Genomic DNA, 1,557 nt, shown 5'->3' with positions numbered 1-1,557 from the left:
ATCAGCCGCAGCGCTTTGTTCACTCGAGGGCGGTCAGCGCGCACGTTGGTCTGACACCTCGACGCCACCAGTCCGGCGAGATCGACTATGATGGCGACATCTCCAAGTCCGGCGACACTATGCTCCGGACGATGCTGTACGAGGCCGCCCAGACGCTGCTTACGCAGAGCCGGCACTGGTTCTGGCTCAAAGCATGGGGCACTCGGGTTGCGCAGCGCCGCGGCATGCGGCGCGCCATCGTAGCCGTCGCCAGGCGACTGGCGGTGATCCTGCATCGCATGTGGGTCGACGGCTCCGACTTCCGCTGGGGTCGCGACCCGGCAGCCACCGTTCAGGCGGCCTGACCCCGACCAGCACAGGAGCAGCGACGGGTTCTGCCACGGCAGGGAGAGGTCCTCACGGAGACGGTGGCGAGACGAGATCGTAATGTCCGCAGCCTCTGCCGCTCGACGGCGGCAAGAGCGCCCGTAAGATTGGTCCGCCTCATCCTCTTACCCCATCATGGGGCGGCCATCGCGCCGACACCGGAGAGAAGCGCGAGCCCCGCGCGGCGACCTCATACCGAAATAACCCCCGAGCAGAACTGACCGCAGCTGAACGCGATCCGCACTGCCGTCATCCCCGCTGGTACAACCGGCTGTCGATCGGTGCTGCCTCTTGAACTTAAGCCGCGATAGGGAAGCGGACGTTCCGAGTGTCGAAGGAGGGTGGACCACTGACGCTGGCCAGCTTTCCGTATGCCGCGATCGCCCCGAAGTCGGAAATTGAGCCCCCGCATGAAGAGGCATTCTGACCCCGCGAGGCAGCGAAGCAGCACGAGCGTGAAGCCCAGCCAGGCCAAGTGTGGTGCGGGGCTGCTTCGTGCCTGTAGTCTGTGCTAGCGTCAATCGAGACGTTGATGAGCGATGTTCCTGAGATTTGGCTGAACACGAATGCGACTGCTCCTGCCTACGCCTCATCAATTGATCGCGCTTTTGCGTGGCTTACTTTTCCTTTTGGCCTTCGGCATTTTCACGCCGCTGGCCACTGCGCAAACCCCAAGCCCGCCTGCTGGCATCAGCAAGGAACAGTATGACGCCCTGGTCGAGGCGATAAGCCAGGCCGTCGTCGTGAAATTGAAGGCCCTTCCTGCGGGCAAGGTCGCTGCAACCCCGCCTGAAACAATCCCTGATGCGGCAGACGGTAGCGTCGAGTCCGAGGTCAGTGCATTTGTCGACCGCAGCAGCCGGGCGGTCGAGGCCTTACCCGAGCTTGGACGGCGGCTCATGGGGCTTCCGGCACTCGTCGTGGAAGCGGGCGGCGGTCGGGGACTTCTTGCCTTCGTCTCGATACTGCTGCTCTCGATCCTTGCGGCGCTGGGCGCGGAGCGGCTTGTCGGTAGCCTTTTCGGCAATGTTCAACGTCGCCTGAGCATGAGGGCCGCAGCGACGCCCGGGTTGACAGTGGCAGGGCCGCTCCTGGGCATTCTCGCAATTGATCTGCTGGGGTTGGCCGCCGTCTGGTTGGTCAGTTATGGCGCGATCGGCATCTGGTTTTCACGAGCAAGCGGCCAGGACA

The 1,557-nt window shown here is 63.8% G+C and carries 2 protein-coding genes; both read left to right on the top strand.

Annotated features, from left to right (window positions below; all coding sequences use genetic code 11):
- Positions 1-344: transposase (locus AC1DVA_RS28240; protein WP_476808108.1), on the top strand; the 344-nt coding region annotated here is incomplete at its 5' end.
- 588 nt (positions 345-932) lie between these two features.
- Positions 933-1,557 (top strand): hypothetical protein (locus tag AC1DVA_RS28235; protein ID WP_476808107.1); only part of this gene is annotated, 625 nt, incomplete at its 3' end.

The organism is Allobosea sp. P4_C6, from assembly GCF_056402015.1.
The sequence above is the reverse complement of the archived record's forward strand: the minus strand, read 5'-3'. Positions and strand labels throughout refer to the sequence as shown.